We start from the raw sequence: 19,094 nt of genomic DNA on the forward strand, positions 1-19,094 counted from the left end.
CGTGCCGGAAAAACCGGATCGGAATGCAATTGAAGTCGTAAACGTCAGTAAAATTTTCGGATCAGGGGAAGGGCAGGTCGCTGCCCTCGACACGGTCTCGGTAACCATCCGCGAAAACGAGTTCTTCACGCTGCTGGGACCATCCGGCTGCGGCAAGACCACGCTGCTGCGGCTGATCGCCGGCTTCGATTTTCCAACCGCCGGCGAGATCCTGCTTTACGGCCAGGACATCGCACCGTTGCCGCCCTTCAAGCGGCCGGTCAACACCGTCTTCCAGTCCTACGCGCTGTTTCCGCACATGACGGTGGCCGACAATATCGGCTTCGGCCTTGAAATGCTGGGCAAGCCCAAGGCCGAGATCAAGGCACGCGTCGCCGAGATGCTGAAGCTGGTCAAGATGGAAGCGCTGGCGGGCCGGCGCACCAGCCAGATCTCCGGCGGCCAGCAGCAGCGCGTGGCACTGGCCCGGGCGCTGGCGCCGCAGCCCAAAGTGCTGTTGCTCGACGAACCACTATCCGCACTCGACTACAAGCTGCGCAAGGAGATGCAGATCGAACTGAAGCGGCTGCAGCACGAGACCGGCATCACCTTCATCTTCGTCACCCACGACCAGGAAGAAGCGCTGACGATGTCGGACCGCATCGCGGTGATGTCGTCGGGCAAGATCCTGCAGGTCGGCTCGCCCTGGGACATTTACGACAAGCCGGCGGAACGCTTCGTCGCCGACTTCATCGGCGAAACCAACTTTCTCACCGCGGCGATAACGGGCATCGGCAACGGAAGGGCTCGCGCGACGCTCAAATCCGGCACGGCCATCGAGGCGACCATTGCCGAAGGCTTCCAGCCAAAGGACAACGCCACCGTGGTGGTGAGGCCCGAGCATGCCAAGCTGACGAGGGACAAGGGCGACCTCGCGGGCACGGTCGAAAACATCGTCTATTTCGGCACTGACACGCATATCCATGTCCAGCTCGACAGCGGCGAGGCCTTCACCGTGCGCCAGCAGAACACGCGCAGCGCCGGCTGCGGTTTCGAACGTGGCGACAAGGTCGGCATCATGATCGGCAACGACGCCGCGCAAGTGCTGAGGGACTGATGGCCACCGCGGAAGAAGTCGCCAAGGCAGCGGAGCGGCGCGATGTGCGTGACCGCTGGCTGTTGTCAGCACCGGCGCTGCTGGTCATTCTGTTTGCCGCGACCGGCCCGTTGCTGATCGTGCTTGTCTATTCGTTCCTGACGCCAGGCGCCTATGGCGACGTGAAATGGCAGTTCTCGTCCGACGCCTGGACATCGGTGCTGCTGGAGCGCGACATTTTCGACGATACGCTTTCGCTCGCGGCGGCGCATGTCACCATCTTTTGGCGTTCGATAAAGCTTGCGGTGGTGACGACGCTCGCGACCTTGGCGCTCGGTTTCCCGACCGCCTATTTCATGGCGACGCGCAGCGAAAAGACCAGGGATCTCTGGCTGTTCCTGATCACTATCCCGTTCTGGACCAACCTCCTGATCCGGACCTTCGCCGTGCTGCAGATCATTCGCAACGAAGGCATCATCAACACGATCCTCTTGAAGCTCGGCATCGTCTCGGCGCCGGTCCAGATCCTCTACACCGACACGGCGATCCTGGTCGGCATGGCCTATGTCTACCTGCCGCTGATGGTGCTGCCGATCTATGCCAGCATGGAGAAGCTCGATTTTCGTTTGGTCGAGGCGGGCTATGATCTCTACGCGACACGCTTCAAGGTGCTGCGCAAGATCATTTTCCCGCTGGTCAAACCCGGCGTCATCGCCGGCTCGATCCTGGTTTTCATCCCCGCACTTGGCGCCTATGTGACGCCGAGCGTGCTTGGCGGCGGCAAGAACATGATGCTGTCCAACCTGATCGAACTGCAGTTCGGCCAGGGCCGCAACTGGCCGCTCGGCTCGGCGCTGTCGATCACGGTGATGATCATCGTCATGGTGGCGCTGCTGGCGTATGTGCGCAATGCCGGCAAGTCGGGGGTGCGTCATGGCTGACAACTTCTCCATCAAGCACCAGCCGGGGTTCACGGCGATCGCCGCGACCTGCTTCGTCGTGCTCTATCTGCCCATCATGGTGCTGGTCATCTACGCCTTCAACGCGGCCAGCTCGACATCGGAATGGGGCGGGTTTTCGTTCAAATGGTTCCAGTCGGCGTACCAGAACACGCAGGTCATCGATGCGACGCTGCGATCCTTCCAGATCGGTTCCATCGCGGCGGTGCTTTCGACCATCTTCGCCACCATGGCCGCGCTCGCCACCACGCGCACGGCATCCTATCCCGGCCTCACCTTCAAATACGCGGCAATCAACCAGCCGCTGATGGTGCCCGAGATCGTCACCGGCGTGGCGCTGCTGATCTTCTTCTCGCGCATCAAGATCTTCACCGGCTATTCGGGGATAGGCTACCTGGTCGCCGCGCATACGGCGTTCTGCATTCCCTTCGCCTACCTGCCGATCCGGGCGCGGCTGGAGAATATGGACCTGACGCTGGAACGTGCCGCAGCCGACCTCTACGCGACGCCGTGGAAGACCTTCCGCCGCATCACGCTGCCGCTTTTGTGGCCCGGCATCCTGGCCGGACTGATGCTGGCCTTCGTCATCTCGCTCGATGACGTGGTCATCACCGAGTTCGTCAAATCGGGCGGCCAGGACACGCTGCCCACCTACATGCTCGGCCAGATCCGCCGCGGCATCACACCCGAGATCAACGCGATATCGACCGCTTTCCTGCTGCTTTCGGTCGCGATCGTCACGTTGTTTTTCTTCGTCAGCAGGAAACGAGACTGAAACCTGAAATGGGAGTTAGAACGATGAACTGGAAGACAACAGCGACCGCCATGGGGTTGGCGTTGCTCGCATCGACGGGGCTTGCCCGCGCCGAGGGCGTGCTCAACATCTACAATTGGGGCAACTACACCAGCCCCGACGTGATCAAGAAGTTCGAGGACAAATACAAGGTCAAGGTGACCATCACCGACTACGATTCCAACGACACCGCGCTTGCCAAGATTCGCCAGGGCGGCACCGGTTTCGACATCGCGGTTCCGTCGCAGACCTATGTGCCGATCTGGATCAAGGAAGGTCTCGTGCTGGAGACCGATCCAGGCAAGATGGAGAACTTCAAGAACGTGGCGCCGGAATGGGCCAATCCTGAATTCGACCCTGGCCGCAAATATTCCGTGCCATGGGCCTGGGGCACGATCGGCGTCGTCGTCAACACCGATGCCTACAAGGGCCCGGCCGACACGTGGGGTATTGTCTTCAACACGCCGGACGAACTGAAGGGCAAGGTCAATGTCGTCCCGGAAATGGGCGACGTCATCTTCGCGGCGATCAAATATGTCGGCGGCCAGCAGTGCACCGATGACAAGGCGGTGCTGAAGAAGGTGCGTGACCTCTTGGTGGCGGCCAAGCCGAACTGGATCGCCATGGAATACAACACCATCGAAAAGATGGGCGCCGGCGACTTCAAGGCAACCAGCGACTGGAACGGCTCGGCGCTGCGCCAGCGGCTGGCCAACCCGGCCATCCACTACAATTATCCGAAGGAAGGCTTTGGCCTGTGGAGCGACAACGTCGTCGTCCTCAAGGAAGCCAAGAACGTCGAAAACGCCAAGCTGTTCCAGAACTTCATCATGGATCCGGAAAACGCGGCTGGCCTCTCGGCCTTCCACCGCTATGCCAACGCCATCACCGGCTCGGACAAGTACATGCCGGCCGACATGAAGGACGCACCGGAAGTCGTCATTCCGGCCGACGCCAAGCCGAAAGGCGAATTCCAGAAGATGTGCCCGCCTGAAACGCAGGAACTCTACACCAAAATCTGGACCGAGCTGCAGAAGTAATCGCGACGCGACGGACCCGGCGGTACACGCCTCCGGGTCTTTTTTTTTGTTCCGGGAATGGCTTTCATGGACTCCTATCGCAACAGCGATCCGCGGCCGCCGATCATGCAAGGCTCGCCGCCGGCCATGGTGCCGCCGAAGCTCGACTGGGACAGGCCGCCATGGAACCGCTGGGCGTTCCAGCACATCAGGGAAATTCTGCCGACCGCCGAAGTCTGGCGCGGCAATGGGCATCGCCACCGCCTCGAACGCGCCGAGGTCGATCTCGACGGGCTGCCGGTCGAGGGCAGCGAGGGTCTGCCTTCGACGCTCGCCGGGCTGCTCGACGAGACCTACACGGATGGCATCCTGGTGCTCAAAAACGGCAAGGTCGCCTATGAGCGCTATTTCAACGGCATGGACGAGCGCACGCTGCATCTGTCGCAGTCGATGGCGAAGTCCGTCACCGGATCGGTGTTCGGCATATTGGCCGACCGTGGCCTGATCGATCCAGCCAAGGCGGTGACCGACTACCTGCCAGAGCTGAGGGCAACGGGATGGGCCGGGGCCAGCGTCCAGCATGTGCTGGACATGACCACGGGCGTGCGCTTCTCCGAGGAATACACCGACCGCTATTCCGACATCGGCCAGGTCGATGTCGCGACCGGCTGGAAGCCGGTGCCGCCAGGCAGCGATCCGGATTTTCGCTGGCCTTCGCACATGTTCGAACTGATCCTGGGCTTGAAGGACACAATCCGTCCGCACGGAGCGAAATTCGAGTACCGCTCGATCGAGACCGACGTGCTCGCCTTCATCATGGAACGGGTGACGGGCAAGCGGCTGGCGCAGCTGGTCTCGGAAGAACTTTGGCAAAAGCTCGGCGCCGACGAAAGCGCCTGCTTCACCGTCGACAGCGCCGGCTATGCGCTCGCCGATGGTGGTTTCAATGCAACGTTGCGCGACTATGGCCGCTTCGGCCAGATGATCCTCGGCAATGGCAGCGGCATCGTGCCGGCCGAATGGATCGAGACGACACGCAATGGCAGGCATGGCCCCGATTTTTCCGCCAGCCTGCCGGAAGGCAGCTACCGCAACCAGTTCTGGATCGAGGATCCCAGCTCGCGCGCGCTGATGTGCCGGGGCGTGTTCGGGCAGATGATCCATATCGACTGGAACACGGGAATGGTCGTGGTGAAGCTGTCGAGCTATCCGGACTTCAACAACCTCGCCTACTCCATGGCGACATTGAAGGCCGTGCATGCCATCGCCGCCGCGTTGAGCTGAGCCCCCCTAGACTCCAAGAGGAAACGCCATGACCGGTACGACCGTGTTCGAGACCCGCTACGGCTTCCGTCGCAACGAGGTGCTGCTCGCCAACTGGCGCGAGAGCCCGTTCAACCGATGGTCGTTCCAGAACCTCGGCGAACTGGTGCCGACGGCGCGCGTCACGGCGGCCGGGGGCATCGAGGCCCCGATGCAGGATCTCGGTGGCCTGCTTGGCGAAAAGGTCTCGGTCGCCAGCGCGCCGGAAACGGTGGCCGAATTTCTCGTCCGCTCCAGCACCGATGCGCTGACGGTGATGAAAGGCGGCAGGACCATTGGCGACTGGTTCGCGCCGCACATGGATTTCGGCGCCCGCCACATCATCTTCTCGATCAGCAAGTCGGTGACCGCCATCGTTGCCGGCATACTGGAAGCCGAGGGGGTGTTCGATCCGGAAGCGCCGGTGACGCACTACATTCCGGAAGCCGCCGGTTCGGCCTATGGCGATGCCAGCGCACGGCATGTGCTCGATATGAGCGTCAGTCTCGATTTCGAGGAAGCCTATCTCGATCCGGAAAGCGCCTTTGCCCGCTATCGCCGGGCGACGCTGTGGAACCCGGGCGGCGGCACCGAAAGCCTGCGCGAATTCATCCTGACCTTGCAGCGGCTGGCCGAGCCGCATGGCCAGACCTTCCGCTACCGTTCGCCCAATTCCGACCTGCTCGGCCTGCTGCTGGAGCGCGCCTCGGGCCAGCGCTTCAACGATCTGATGCGTGAGAAGCTCTGGCTGCCGCTCGGCGCCGTCAGCGAGGCTTCTATCGGCGTCGACATGGAAGGCACGGCACGCACCGCCGGCGGCATTTCGGTGACGCCGCGCGATCTGGCGCGCATCGGCGAATTGATGCGTCAGGGCGGGGTGGCCAATGGCCGGCGCATCGTGCCGGAGGCCTGGGTGCGCGACACGACCAGCACCGGCGGCAGTGCGGAAGCCTGGCAGCGCGGCGCCATGCTGCCACTGTTCCCTAGGGGGCGCTATCGCAACAAATGGTACCAGACCGGACACGAGAACGGCGCCTATTGCGGCATCGGCATCCATGGCCAGTGGCTCTATATCGACCCCAGGACCGAAGTGGTGATCGCCAAGATGTCGTCGCAGCCGGAGCCGGTCGACGATGCGCTCGATCTCGAGCTTGTGGCGTTTTTCGAAGCGCTGAGCCGGATGGTCTAAGCGCCTCCTGCCACCAAATTAGCGTGCGCTTTCCTGTGGACCCGCCGGGCTGACGAAAGCGCGGCGGTTGGCGGACCGGATGTCAGCGCCTATGGTCGCCGCTCTTTTCGAAGCGAGTGGGAATGACATGGCATCCGACATCAAGCGCATCGCAGCCATCATCGCGACCGAGATCGCCGCGCGGCCCGAGCAGGCGGCAGCGGCGATCGAACTGCTCGATGAGGGCGCTACTGTGCCGTTCGTTGCGCGCTACCGCAAGGAAGTGACCGGCGGGTTGGACGATACGCAGCTACGCGACCTTGCCGAGCGGCTCGCCTATCTGCGCGAACTCGATGCACGGCGTGACACGATCCTGGGCTCCATCCGAGAGCAGGGCAAGCTGACCGACGAACTCGAGGGCAAGATCATCGCCGCCGCCACCAAGGCGGAGCTGGAAGACATCTACCTGCCCTACAAGCCCAAGCGCCGCACCAAGGCCGAGATCGCCCGGGAGCGCGGGCTGGGGCCGCTGGCGGAGGCCATCCTCGCCGATCGTTCGCTCGTGCCTGCCGAACTGGCGCTGGCCTATGTCAGCCAAGAGGTGGCCGATGCCAAGACCGCATTGGAAGGCGCGCGCGACATCCTGTCGGAACAGTTCGCCGAAAATGCCGATCTGGTCGGCAAATTGCGGACCTACATGAAGGAACGCGCCTTTATGCGCGCCAGGGTGGTCGACGGCAAGCAGGAGGCCGGCGCGAAATTCTCCGACTATTTCGACCATGTCGAACGCTGGGCTAATGTGCCGAGCCACCGCGCGCTGGCCATGCTGCGTGGGCGCAATGAGGAGGTGCTGTCGCTCGATATCGAGGTCGATGCCGATGACACCTCGCCGGTGAAGCCGGTCGAGCGAATGGTCGCCAATGCCTATGCCATCGGCGGCAGCCTGCCGGGCGACCGCTGGCTGATGGAGGTCGCGGGCTGGACGTGGCGGATCAAGCTTTCGCTGCACCTGACGCTCGATCTGATGCGCGACCTGCGCGAACGGGCCGAGGAAGAGGCGATCCATGTCTTTGCCCGCAATCTGAAGGATTTGCTGCTCGCCGCGCCGGCTGGCTCACGGCCGACGATGGGGCTCGACCCCGGCATCCGCACCGGCGTCAAGGTGGCGGTGGTCGACGGCACCGGCAAGGTGCTGACGACGATGACCGTCTACCCGTTCCCGCCGAAGAACGATGTGAGGGGCACGCAGGCGGAACTCGCCAGGCTCGTTCGCCTGCACAAGGTCGAGCTGATTTCCATCGGTAACGGCACCGGCAGCCGCGAGACGGAGAAGCTGGTGGCGGATATGCTGTCCGACATGCCGTCGGATGGCGGGCCAAAGCCGCTCAAGGTGATCGTCAGCGAGGCGGGCGCCTCGGTCTATTCTGCATCGGCGACGGCGGCGGCTGAATTCCCCGGCCTCGACGTGTCGCTGCGCGGCGCGGTGTCGATCGCACGGCGGCTGCAGGATCCGCTCGCCGAACTGGTCAAGATCGAGCCGAAGTCGATCGGCGTCGGCCAGTACCAGCACGATGTCGACCAGTACCGGCTTGGCCGGTCGCTGGAAGCGGTGGTTGAGGACGCGGTCAACGCGGTCGGCGTCGATCTCAACACGGCTTCGGCGCCATTGCTGGCGCGGGTTTCGGGCCTTGGCGCATCGCTGGCCGATGCCATCGTCGCGCATCGCGACGCGACCGGCCCCTTTGCCAGCCGCAAGGATCTGCTGAAAGTGCCGCGGCTCGGACCTCGCGCGTTCGAACAGTCCGCCGGCTTCCTGCGTATTGCCAATGGCAGCGAGCCGCTCGATGCCTCCTCGGTGCATCCGGAAGCCTATGGCGTGGCCAAGAAGATCGTCGCCGCCTGTGGGCGGGATGTCCGCGCGCTGATGGGCGACAGCGCGGCGCTCAAGGCGCTCGACCCACGCGTCTTCGTCGACGAGCGTTTCGGCCTGCCGACGGTGCGCGACATCCTGGCCGAGCTGGAAAAGCCCGGCCGCGATCCGCGTCCCGGCTTCAAGACGGCGACCTTCGCCGAGGGCGTCGACGACATCAAGGATCTGAAGCCCGGCATGCTGCTGGAAGGCACCGTCACCAATGTCGCCGCCTTCGGCGCCTTCATCGATATCGGTGTCCACCAGGACGGGCTGGTGCATGTCTCGCAACTGGCCGACCGCTTCATCAAGGACGCGCATGAGGTGGTCAAGGCCGGCGACGTGGTCAAGGTGCGCGTCGTCGATGTCGACATCAAGCGCAAGCGCATCGCGCTCTCCATGCGCAAGGATGGCGGCGAGGGCGGCGCATCGAGAGGGCCACGCGACAATGGTGGCGGCAAGCCGGCGCCACGTTCGCCGCTGCCGCAGCGCCAGCCGGAACGGCCGGCCCAGCAAGGCGCGTTTGGCGCCGCGCTGGCGGATGCGCTGAAGCGGAAGTAGCTACCACGCCAGAACAGGCGGCTCCTTTTCGAGCTGGCCCAGCAGCCAGTCGCGGAAACTAGCGACGGGCATGTGGCCGCGCTTGCCGTGCGGGACGACGAGATAATAGGCGCTGCGGCTTTGCATGGGCTGGCCGGGCGCCGGCACGAGCTGGCCGCGCTGCAATTCGCCGGCGATGAGGATCAGCGGCAACAACGCGACGCCGAGCCCTGCCATGCACGCCTGGGCGGCCGTGCCGAACTGTTCGAACTGCATGCCGGGTCCGGTCGGGGCGCTCAGGCCCTGGTGCTCGAACCATTCGGTCCAGGCGCCGGGTCGCGTCGCCATGTGCAGCAGCGGCAAGCGGCCAATATCGGCCGGCGTGGCAATGGCTCGGCCGGCGAGGAATTCCGGCGACACCACCGGCGCCACCGTCTCGCGCACCAGGAGCGTCGAGTCCGCCTCCGGCCAATCCGGCAGGCCGTAGTGGATGGCGGCGTCCAGCCTCTCCCGGGCGAAGTCGAAGCGGCCGACGCGGGTGACGAAGTTGATGGTGATATCGGGATTGTTCTCGACGAAATCCGGGATCATCGGCATCAGCCAGCGCGTGCCGAACGTCGGCAGAATCGCCAGGTTCAGGATACCACTATGCCGGTTGCTCATCAATCCAAGGGCTGCGTCGCGCAACTGGCCGAGGGCCGAACGCACCGCGTCGGCATAGATTTCGCCCGCTGTCGACAGCCTGACGTTGCGGCTGTCGCGCTCGAACAGCCGGCGGCCGAACTGATCTTCGAGTAGCTTGATCTGCCTGCTGACCGCGCCCTGCGTCAGATCAAGCTCCTGCGCGGCGGCGGTGAAACTGCCAAGCCGGGCCACCGCCTCGAAGGCGGCAAGGGCGCTGATGTTGGGCAAAAGGCGGCGCTGGGCACTCATGATCCATTCCTAACGCTCATTGATCGGTGAAGCAATTTCGTTTGATTTTTTGGGATCACGGGCCGATAAGCCGGACTTCACCCGTTTTGAGGATCGAGACGCCATGGCCGCCGACAAGAATGCATTCGTCTGGGAAGACCCCTTCCTGATCGAGGGCCAGCTTTCGGAAGACGAGCGCATGGTGCGGGACGGCGCGGCGGCCTTTGCCGCTGACAAACTCGCGCCACGCATCGAGGAGGCGTATCTCGAGGAAAAGACCGATGCCGGCATCTTTCGCGAGATGGGCGAGGCGGGTCTGCTCGGCATCACCATCCCAGAGGAATATGGCGGGCTCGGCGCCAACTATGTCACCTACGGGTTGGTCGCGCGGGAAGTCGAGCGTGTCGATTCCGGCTATCGTTCGATGATGTCGGTGCAGTCGTCGCTGGTGATGTATCCGATCCATGCCTATGGCTCGGAGGCGCAGCGCAAGAAATACCTGCCGAAGCTGGCGTCGGGTGAATGGATCGGCTGCTTTGGCCTTACCGAGCCTGATGCCGGCTCGGACCCGGGCGGCATGAAGACGCGCGCCGAGAGGACCGCCAATGGTTACAAGCTCACCGGCTCCAAAATGTGGATTTCCAACGCGCCGATCGCAGACGTGTTCGTCGTCTGGGCGAAGTTGAAGGGTGACAACGGCAAGGACGAGATCCGCGGCTTCGTGCTGGAAAAGGGCATGAAGGGGCTGTCGGCGCCGAAGATCGGCGGCAAGCTGTCGCTGCGCGCGTCGATCACCGGCGAGGTGGTGATGGAAGGCGTCGAGGTCGGCGAGGACGCCTTGCTGCCCAACGCCAAGGGCCTTGGTGGCCCGTTCGGCTGCCTCAACCGGGCGCGCTACGGCATTTCCTGGGGCGCCATGGGTGCCGCCGAGGATTGCTGGCACCGGGCGCGCCAATACGGCCTCGACCGCAAGCAGTTCGGCAAGCCGCTCGCCGGCACGCAGCTGTTCCAGAAGAAGCTCGCCGACATGCAGACCGAGATCGCGCTTGGCCTGCAGGGCTCGCTCAGGGTTGGGCGGCTAATGGACGAGGGCAAGATGGCGCCGGAGATGATCTCGATCGTCAAGCGCAACAATTGCGGCAAGGCGCTCGACATCGCCCGCCAGGCCCGCGACATGCACGGCGGCAATGGCATCCAGATCGGCTACCACGTCATGCGCCACGCGCAGAATTTGGAGACGGTCAACACCTATGAGGGCACGCATGACGTGCATGCGCTCATCCTGGGACGGGCGCAGACCGGGATACAGGCGTTTTTCTGAGCCGGGACCGTTGCTTAAATTAGGTGCACCGCAACATCTCTGCTTGGAGAATGGCCGCCTGATGTGTCAGGGTCTAGCGTTCGTTTGAAACGCTGAATTCCGGGGCCCTATGGCAATTCTGGCAGCCGTCTATCACCTGACCCATTACAAATACGACCGGCCGGTGGTGCTCGGTCCTCAGATCATCAGGCTGCAACCGGCGCCGCATTCCCGCACCAAGGTGCTGAGCCATTCGCTGAAGATCGAGCCGGCGAACCACTTCGTCAACCTGCAGCAGGATCCCTACGGCAACTTCCTCGCTCGCTTCGTGTTTCCGGAACCGGTGAGCGAACTGAAGATCGAGGTCGATCTCGTCGCCGACATGACGATCTACAATCCGTTCGATTTCTTCGTCGAGCCGTCCGCCGAGGCATTTCCGTTCGAATATCCGGAAGAGATCCGCGACGACCTCGCCATTTACTGCACGCCGGAGCCAGCGGGACCGCTGCTCTCGGCCTTCCTCAACACCATCGACCGCAGCGCGGAAAATACGGTCAATTTCCTCGTCGATCTCAATGCCAGGCTGCAGCGCGAGATCGCCTATATCGTGCGCATGGAGACCGGCGTGTTCTCGCCGGAGGAGACGCTGGCCGCGGCCAAGGGATCGTGCCGCGATTCGAGCTGGCTGCTGGTGCAGATCCTGCGCAATCTGGGCATCGCCGCGCGCTTCGTTTCGGGCTATCTGATCCAACTGAAGCCGGATCTGGTGGCGCTCGATGGGCCGGCCGGCACCGCTGTCGATTTCACAGACCTGCACGCCTGGTGCGAAGTCTATCTTCCCGGCGCCGGCTGGATCGGCTTCGATCCTACCTCGGGCCTGCTCACCGGCGAGAGCCATGTGCCGTTGGCGGCAACGCCACATTTCCGCAATGCAGCACCGATTTCCGGCATGGCGAGTTTCGCCAATGTCGAGTTCGGCTTTGACATGCGGGTCGACCGCATCGCCGAGCATCCGCGCATCACCAAGCCGTTCTCCGATGAAAGCTGGCAGGCGCTCGACGCTCTCGGCAACAAGGTCGATGCCGCACTGGCGACGGGGGACGTACGGCTGACCATGGGCGGCGAGCCGACCTTCGTGTCGATCGACGATTTTGAATCCGCCGAGTGGAACACCGCCGCCGTCGGGCCGACCAAGCGCGAAAAGGCCGATGCGCTGATCCGAAGGCTGCGCGAACGCTTTGCGCCCGGCGGCTTCCTGCATTATGGCCAGGGCAAATGGTATCCCGGCGAAAGCCTGCCGCGCTGGACCTTTTCGCTCTACTGGCGCACCGACGGTCAGCCGGTATGGAGCGACCCATCGCTGATCGCGCACGAAAAGAGCGCGGCCGATAATGTCGGCCCGCAGCAGGCGGAAAACCTGCTGACGGCGATCGCCGATGAGCTTGGCATCGACACGTCCATGGTCAGCGAAGCCTATGAGGACCCGGCCGAATGGCTGCTCAAGGAAGGCAAGCTGCCCGAGAATGTCGATCCGTCGAACTCCAAGCTGGAAGACCCGGAAGAACGCAGCCGCATGGCAAAGGTGTTCGAGCGCGGGCTGACCAAGCCGTCTGGCTACGTGCTGCCGGTGCAGCGGTGGAACAGCCAGGCCTCGGACCCTCGCTGGCGATCCGAAAAATGGACGACGCGGCGCGGCCGGCTGTTCCTGGTGCCAGGCGATTCACCGGTCGGCTATCGGCTGCCGCTCGGCACGCTTCCTCACGTGCCGCCGGCGCAGTTCCCCTACATCGTGCCGGTCGATCCGTCGCTGCCGCGTGGACCGTTGCCGACGCGTGAAGCCATGTTGCCAGGGCCCGCGCCAGCCGAGCTTGAAGGCGCCGACGAGATGGCGCGGCGCCAGCAGGCTGCCTCATTTACCGCCGCGACCGGACAGCAGGACCGGGTCGAGCAGGAGATCACCGAGATCGGCGGCGCGGTGCGCACGGCGCTCTCGGTCGAGCCGCGCGATGGACGGTTGTGCGTCTTCATGCCGCCGGTCGAGGCGCTGGAGGACTATCTCGAACTGGTCGCCGCAGCCGAGAATGCAGCAAAGGCGATTGGTCTTCCCGTGCATATAGAGGGCTATGGCCCGCCGCATGATCCTCGCCTCAACGTCATCCGCGTGGCACCCGATCCGGGCGTCATCGAGGTCAACATCCATCCAGCTGCCAATTGGCAGGACTGCGTGGCGACAACTACGGCGATCTATGACGAAGCGCGGCTGACGCGGCTTGGCGCCGACAAGTTCATGATCGACGGCCGCCATACCGGCACCGGCGGCGGCAACCATGTGGTGGTCGGCGGCGCGACGCCCAATGACAGTCCGTTCCTGCGCCGGCCCGATTTGCTGAAGAGCCTGGTGTTGCAATGGCAGCGGCATCCCTCGCTGTCCTATCTGTTCTCCGGCCTCTTCATCGGTCCGACCAGCCAGGCGCCGCGCTTCGATGAAGCGCGTCACGATTCGCTCTACGAGCTCGAGATCGCCATGGCGCAGGTGCCGCATCCGGACACCGGCTCCGCACCTCTGCCGTGGCTGGTCGACCGGCTGTTCCGCAATTTGTTGACCGACGTCACCGGCAACACGCACCGCTCGGAAATCTGCATCGACAAGCTGTTTTCGCCGGACGGTCCGACAGGGCGTCTTGGGCTGGTCGAATTCCGCGGCTTCGAGATGCCGCCCAACGCGCGTATGTCGCTGGCACAGCAATTGCTGGTCAGGGCGATCATTGCTCGCGCGTGGAAAAACCCGCTCGACGGGCGCTTCGTGCGCTGGGGCACCTCGCTGCATGACCGTTTCATGCTGCCGCATCATGTCTGGGCGGATTTTCTCGACGTGCTGGACGACCTCAACCTCAATGGCTTCGAATTCCGTCCCGAATGGTTCGACGCCCAGCTTGAATTCCGCTTTCCCTTCTGCGGCGAGGTCCAGCATGCTGGCATCAAGCTGGAGCTGCGGCAGGCGCTGGAGCCGTGGCATGTGATGGGCGAGCAGGGCGCCATCGGCGGCACCGTGCGCTTCGTCGATTCCTCGGTCGAGCGGCTGCAGGTCAAGACCGAGGGTCTCAACCCCGAGCGTCATGCGATCGTCTGCAATGGCCGCATCGTGCCGATGAAGGTTACCGACAACCGCGAGATCGCGGTGGCGGGCGTCCGCTTCAAGGCCTGGCAGCCGGCCTCCGGCCTGCATCCGGCGCTGCCGGTCAACACGCCGCTGGTGTTCGACATCTATGACCGCTGGTCCGGCCGGGCGGTCGGCGGTTGCGTCTACCACGTCGCCCATCCCGGCGGGCGCAATTACGACACCTTCCCGGTCAACGGCAATGAGGCGGAGGCACGGCGGCTCGCCCGCTTCGAACCGCGCGGCCACACGCCATCGGGCTATGTGCTGCGCGAGGAACAACCGGCGGAAGATTTCCCGATGACCCTTGACCTTCGGCGGCCGGCAAGACTCTGATCAGCGATGGCAAAGGGGAATCACAGAAGGGTACGCGGCAAGCCGCAGACCCACAGCTTGCTGGAGCACTACCAGCCGATTGACGGCGTCGTCGACGAGATGGTCGATGCGTCGGGCAATCCCCGCCCGGTCTGGAAGCATTTCATCGAGGCGCTCGACGAGCTCGGCGCCGAAAAGCTCGGCCAGCGGTTCGCCCGCGCCGACCAGTATCTGCGCGATGCCGGCGTCTACTACCGCGTCTATGACAAGGCCGGCGCCAATGAACGCGAATGGCCGCTGGCGCATGTGCCGCTGCTCATCGAAGACGCCGAATGGGCCGACATCAGCGCCGGCCTTGTCCAGCGCGCCGAGCTGTTCGAGGAAACCATCGCCGATATCTATGGGCCGAACCGGCTCGTCGAAAAGGGCATCCTGCCGGCGGGACTGATTGCCGCCAGCCCGGAATATTTGCGGCCGGTGGTCGGCACCAGGCCGGCCGGCGGCCATTTCCTGCATTTCTGCGCCTTCGAGCTTGGCCGTGGACCAGACGGAAGCTGGTGGGTGCTGGGCGACCGCACGCAGGCGCCGTCCGGCGCCGGTTTCGCGCTGGAGAACCGCGTCGCCACCACGCGCGCGCTGTCCGACATCTATGGCGAGATGCATGTGCACCGGCTCGCGGGCTTCTTCCGCCGCTTCCGCGATGCGCTGATCGGCATGGCCAAGGAAACCGACGGCCGCGTCGCCATCCTGACGCCGGGGCCGCTCAATGAAACCTATTACGAACACGCCTATATCGCCCGCTACCTCGGTATCATGCTGCTCGAAGGCGAGGACCTGACCGTTTCGGGCGGCAGGCTGATGGTCCGCACCGTGTCGGGCCTGATGCCGATCAGCGTGTTGTGGCGACGGCTCGATGCCGCTTTCGCCGATCCGCTGGAACTGAGATCGGATTCGCAGATCGGGACGCCGGGGCTGGTCGAGGCGATCCGCCAGGGTGCGGTTGCGACGGTCAATGCGCTCGGCTCGGGGCTGATGGAAACGCGGGCGCTGCTCGGCTTCCTGCCCAAGATCGCGCGCGAGCTGCGCGGGGAGGAACTCAAGTTGCCCAGCGTGGCGACATGGTGGTGTGGGCAACAATCGGAACGCGCCCATGTGCTTGCCAATATCGACCGCATGGTGATCGGCCCGGCACTGTCGACGAGGCTTGCCTTCGAGGATGACGGCCAGACCAGGCTCGGCTCGGCGCTGTCGGCCGGCGAGCGGGCGGAGCTGGTGGCGCACATCGAACGCGAGGGCGCCGCCTTCGTCGGCCAGGAAGCGGTGACGCTTTCGACGACACCGGTCTATGTCGGCGGCTGGCTGGAGCCGCGGCCGGCGAGCCTGCGCGTCTATCTGGCCCGCACGCCCGAGGGCTGGACGGTGATGCCGGGCGGTTTTGCCCGCATCGGCCTGTCGCTCGACCCGACGGCGATAGCCATGCAGCGCGGCGGCCAGGCGGCCGACGTCTGGGTGGTCAGCGACCGGCCGGTGGAGCGCGAAACGCTGCTGCCGCAGGAGGGCGACAGCTTCAACCGCACCAGGCCAGGCAGCCTGCCCAGCCGCGCGGCGGAAAACCTGACCTGGCTCGGCCGCTACATCGAACGCTCGGAAGACACGGTGCGCATCCTGCGCGCCTATCATGTGCGGCTCGCCGAGACTTCCGATCCGGACATGCCGCTGCTGGCCGACATCAGGGATTATCTCGAACCGTTCGGCATCGACGTCGAAACGGCTATACCGTCGGGACTGATCGGCACGCTGGACAGCGCCGTCTATAGCGCCGGGCAGATCCGCGACCGCTTCTCGCCGGATGGCTGGCTGGCGCTCAAGGACCTGTCGAAGACCATCCATCAGTTCGCAACGACGGTGTCGCCGGGCGACGACGCGACGCGGGCAATGACCGTCATCCTGCGCAAGCTTGCCGGCTTCTCCGGCCTGCTGCACGAGAACATGTACCGCTTCGCCGGCTGGCGCTTCCTCGAGATCGGCCGGCGGCTGGAGCGCGGCATCCAGATCGCCCGCACGCTCGCCCGGCTGACCAGCACCAAGGCGCCGGACGGCGCGCTCGACATGATGCTGGAGATCGGCGACAGCGTGATGACCCATCGCCGGCAATATCCGGTGCAGGCCGGCCGGCGCACGGTGATCGATCTTCTGGCGCTCGATCCGCTCAATCCGCGCTCGATCCTGTTCCAGCTCGAAAGGCTGAAGGCCGAGATCGGCCTGTTGCCCTCGGTTGGCGGCGAGGGGCATATGTCGCCGGCGGCGAAGGAGATCCTGCAGCTCAACACGGCCATCGCCATCAAGGAGCCGTCGGACATGACGGCAAAGGCTCTGGATGATCTCGCCAGCGAGATAGGCGGCCTCTACAGCAGCCTTTCGAAGGCCTATTTCGGCTAGGCCCGGATCGCACGGTTTTGCGACCGGAACCCGAGCCAAGACAAGAAAAGTAGGGCATGCTTTACGACATCAGGCTTCATCTCCATTACGACTACGCAGCGGCGGCCGGCGGCGGCCGTCATCAGATCCGTGTTCTGCCGTCGACGATTTCCGGCGTGCAGCGCGTCATTGCGGCATCCCTGTCCTTTGCGCCGGCGCCCAACGAACGGTCGGATTTCTCTGACTTCTTCGGCAACAGCGTTACCTCGATCGCCTTTCGCGACGCGCATGACGCGCTCGACATCAGGATGAGCGCACGCGTTTCGGTGTCGCGGCCCGAGCCGGGGCTCGATGTGTCGCCCGATATCGGCCGGCTCAGGCAGGAACTCGCCGTGGTGCGGTCGTTGGCGTCTGCCTCGCCGCATCACTTTCTGACTGCCAGCAGCCATGCGGGCATCGATGCCGCGATCACCGCCTATGCGCAGGACAGCGTCAGCAATTCGGCCGCCGGTACTGCGATGACCCTGTGCAACCGCATCCATCGCGATTTCACCTATGATGGCGAGGCGACCACGGTGCGGACCCGGGCCAGCGATGCTTTCAAGCTGAAACGTGGCGTCTGCCAGGATTTTTCGCACATCATGATCGCCGGACTGCGCGGGCTCGGCATTCCGGCCGGCTATGTCAGCGGCTTCCTGCGCACCATTCCGCCGAAGGGGAAGCCACGGCTGGAAGGCGCCGATGCCATGCACGCCTGGGTCAAGGTGTGGTGCGGGCGCGACGCTGGCTGGCAGGAGTTCGACCCGACCAACGGCATGCGGGCCAGCAACGACCATATCACGGTCGGCTTCGGCCGCGATTATTCGGACGTGGCACCGATCGTCGGTGTGTTGAAGACCACCGGCGGGCAGGTCGGCGAGCAGGCTGTCGACGTCATTCCGGTCGCCCTTGAAAAGGCGTGAGGCGGACCGAAACAGGAGGCGCACCCTGTCGCTGCAAATGCGGTGGATGAAGCGGCTTCTCAAACATCGAAGGGGCCGCTATTCTATGTTCGTTTCGAGGGCACAGCCATTATACTGCTAGAGCGCGCAGGCGCGGGATTTTGTAATTGAAAGCGGTCAGCGTCGTCATTCCTGCCCACAACGCGTCGGCTACCATTGGGACAACGTTGGCGTCGCTGCGGGGCGAGGCCGAGGTCATCGGCGAGATCCTGCTGGTCGACGACGCATCGACGGACGACACGGCGGCGGTCGCAAGGCGGGCGGCGGCGCAACTGTCGCTGCCGCTACGCGTGTTGCCGGCCGACTGCCGCGATGCCGGTGGCGCCCGCAACGGGGCGCTGGCGCAGGCGCTTCATCCCTGGGTATATCTGATCGACGCCGACGACCTGCATCTTCAAGGTGGATTGCGCGCGCTGCTGCGGCAGGCCCAGAGCCAGCCGAAAGCCGACATGATCGTTGGCGCCTACCGCCGACGCGTGAATGGCCAGGACCGGCAGATCAAGGTGCCGAACGGCTATCAGGACGCCTGCCTCGCAAACGCTTCGGCCTATGTCAAAGGCGATATACGTTCGGTGGCCGTTGGCAGCGTGCTGGCATCTCGGCGCCTGATCGGCGAAACACGGTTTCCGGTCAGCCTTGCCTATGACGAGGACACGCTGTTCTGGGCGCGGCTGATGAGCAAGGCGTCACTGGCCATGATCCCGCAGCCCGTCATGGTCTATGAGGTTTCGCCGGCCCGTTCCGACGATCGTTTCGCGATCAACCCGGTGCGGCGCTTCCTGGAGTGGCGCCGGGAATTGCGCACGCTCACCGATTGCAACATCCCGGTCTCGGCGCTGAAGACGAGGGAGGGGCTTGTCGCCCTCAAGATCGCGCGCGTCCACTATGCACGCGGCGACCTCGACACCGCCGCGCGCTTCCTGGCGGTGGCCGCAGCCGCGCCGAAGCGGCGGTCGGAAGCGTGGCGCTGCCTGCGCTACAGGCTGAAGCTCGCCGTACGGTGCCGTCTGTCGGCACCACGGATAGAGCTGCAAGGCGCCCTCTAACTCTTTCTTTTGACGCAACTCCCAAGGGGAAAGCGCTGCGCTTTTCCCGGGAAACCGTTTCATATTTTTCCTCGAATTGCTCTGGATTCCCTGCATCTCGCCGGCCGACGGATGTCGGTTACCATCGACTTTGCGGCCGGCGGTGGAACCAGCGGTCAGCCAACGGCTTATGTACGGGTA

The 19,094-nt window shown here is 64.3% G+C and carries 13 protein-coding genes; 12 read left to right on the forward strand and 1 reads right to left on the reverse strand.

What is annotated here, in order from left to right:
- Window position 1: 1 nt before the first annotated feature.
- From LB568_RS16565 to LB568_RS16595, 7 genes are all read left to right on the forward strand, one after another.
- Window positions 2-1,096 carry an ABC transporter ATP-binding protein gene (locus LB568_RS16565; RefSeq protein WP_013893234.1) on the forward strand — a complete coding sequence of 365 codons (1,095 nt, stop codon included), beginning with the start codon at window positions 2-4 and terminating at the stop codon, window positions 1,094-1,096.
- Window positions 1,096-2,016, forward strand: a complete 921-nt coding sequence (locus tag LB568_RS16570) for an ABC transporter permease (RefSeq protein ID WP_013893235.1) — start codon at window positions 1,096-1,098, stop codon at window positions 2,014-2,016. The genes LB568_RS16565 and LB568_RS16570 overlap by 1 nt, the downstream gene beginning before the upstream one ends.
- Window positions 2,009-2,809: an ABC transporter permease gene (locus LB568_RS16575; RefSeq protein ID WP_013893236.1), complete on the forward strand. Its 801-nt coding sequence runs from the start codon at window positions 2,009-2,011 to the stop codon at window positions 2,807-2,809. The genes LB568_RS16570 and LB568_RS16575 overlap by 8 nt, the downstream gene beginning before the upstream one ends.
- Window positions 2,810-2,832: 23 nt before the next feature.
- On the forward strand, window positions 2,833-3,867 hold the full coding sequence (locus tag LB568_RS16580) for an extracellular solute-binding protein (protein WP_013893237.1): 1,035 nt from the start codon (window positions 2,833-2,835) through the stop codon (window positions 3,865-3,867).
- Between the two features lie 66 nt (window positions 3,868-3,933).
- Window positions 3,934-5,130 (forward strand): serine hydrolase domain-containing protein, encoded by a 1,197-nt coding sequence (locus LB568_RS16585; RefSeq protein WP_013893238.1) that lies wholly within the window; start codon window positions 3,934-3,936, stop codon window positions 5,128-5,130.
- A 28-nt stretch (window positions 5,131-5,158) separates the two neighbouring features.
- The gene (locus LB568_RS16590) at window positions 5,159-6,337 is read left to right on the forward strand and encodes a serine hydrolase domain-containing protein (protein ID WP_013893239.1); all 1,179 of its coding nucleotides are present in this window, start codon (window positions 5,159-5,161) and stop codon (window positions 6,335-6,337) included.
- Between the two features lie 127 nt (window positions 6,338-6,464).
- Entirely contained in the window at window positions 6,465-8,786 is a 2,322-nt protein-coding gene (locus LB568_RS16595) for a Tex family protein (RefSeq protein WP_013893240.1), read from the forward strand.
- Here LB568_RS16595 and LB568_RS16600 read toward each other — a convergent pair whose 3' ends face one another.
- Window positions 8,787-9,698, reverse strand: a complete 912-nt coding sequence (locus LB568_RS16600) for a LysR family transcriptional regulator (protein ID WP_224730649.1) — start codon at window positions 9,696-9,698, stop codon at window positions 8,787-8,789.
- A 103-nt stretch (window positions 9,699-9,801) separates the two neighbouring features.
- Here LB568_RS16600 and LB568_RS16605 point away from each other — a divergent pair, with 103 nt between their 5' ends.
- From LB568_RS16605 to LB568_RS16625, 5 genes are all read left to right on the forward strand, one after another.
- Window positions 9,802-10,998, forward strand: coding sequence for an acyl-CoA dehydrogenase (locus tag LB568_RS16605; protein WP_224730650.1), 1,197 nt, complete (start codon window positions 9,802-9,804; stop codon window positions 10,996-10,998).
- Between the two features lie 109 nt (window positions 10,999-11,107).
- The gene (locus LB568_RS16610; RefSeq protein WP_224730651.1) at window positions 11,108-14,470 is read left to right on the forward strand and encodes a DUF2126 domain-containing protein; all 3,363 of its coding nucleotides are present in this window, start codon (window positions 11,108-11,110) and stop codon (window positions 14,468-14,470) included.
- A gap of 6 nt (window positions 14,471-14,476) precedes the next feature.
- Window positions 14,477-16,888, forward strand: coding sequence for a circularly permuted type 2 ATP-grasp protein (locus LB568_RS16615; RefSeq protein WP_224730652.1), 2,412 nt, complete (start codon window positions 14,477-14,479; stop codon window positions 16,886-16,888).
- A gap of 56 nt (window positions 16,889-16,944) precedes the next feature.
- A complete protein-coding gene (locus tag LB568_RS16620) occupies window positions 16,945-17,829 on the forward strand; it encodes a transglutaminase family protein (RefSeq protein WP_224730653.1) in 885 nt (294 codons plus the stop codon).
- A 146-nt stretch (window positions 17,830-17,975) separates the two neighbouring features.
- Complete coding sequence (locus LB568_RS16625) at window positions 17,976-18,914, forward strand: glycosyltransferase family 2 protein (RefSeq protein ID WP_013893246.1); 939 nt, start codon at window positions 17,976-17,978, stop codon at window positions 18,912-18,914.
- Window positions 18,915-19,094: the final 180 nt, after the last annotated feature.

The organism is Mesorhizobium sp. B263B2A (assembly GCF_020165775.1).
Lineage (GTDB): Bacteria > Pseudomonadota > Alphaproteobacteria > Rhizobiales > Rhizobiaceae > Mesorhizobium > Mesorhizobium opportunistum.